The following is a 503-nucleotide window of genomic DNA, read 5'->3' as shown; positions in this document are numbered from 1 at the left end:
CAAAGGCTTATCGCTCATACCGACATCATTTTTGGACGTCCCGTCGCAGGGCCGTTTGGGAGGGTGCTATGACCGATCGTATCCAGGAATTCCTGCGCAACCGCCGCAGCGAGGGCCTCGACACCGAGCCATGTCTCGTCGTCGACCTCGAGGTCGTGCGCGACAACTATCAGACCTTCGCGAAGGCGTTGCCGGACAGCCGCGTGTTCTACGCGGTGAAGGCAAACCCGTCGCCGGAAGTGCTGTCGCTGCTCGCCTCGATGGGCTCGTGCTTCGACACCGCGACCGTCGCCGAAATCGAAATGGCGCTGGCCGCCGGTGCGACGCCTGACCGCGTCTCGTTCGGCAACACGATCAAGAAGGAGCGTGATATCGCGCGCGCCTACGCGCTCGGCATCCGCATGTTCGCGGTCGATTGCTCCGCCGAAGTCGAGAAGGTCGCCCGTGCTGCGCCCGGCGCGAAGGTGTTCTGCCGCATTCTCTACGATTGCGCAGGCGCCGAG

Annotated in this window: 1 pseudogene; it reads left to right on the top strand. The window is 64.0% G+C overall.

Features of this window, described 5'->3' with window-relative positions:
• Positions 1-68 precede the first annotated feature (68 nt).
• Positions 69-503: pseudogene (locus D1614_RS29135) on the top strand (ornithine decarboxylase); the annotation flags it as partial.

This window comes from Maribellus luteus (genome assembly GCF_003576475.1).
GTDB classification, from domain to species: domain Bacteria; phylum Bacteroidota; class Bacteroidia; order Bacteroidales; family Prolixibacteraceae; genus Draconibacterium; species Draconibacterium luteum.
This window is presented reverse-complemented; position numbering and strand designations above follow the sequence as displayed.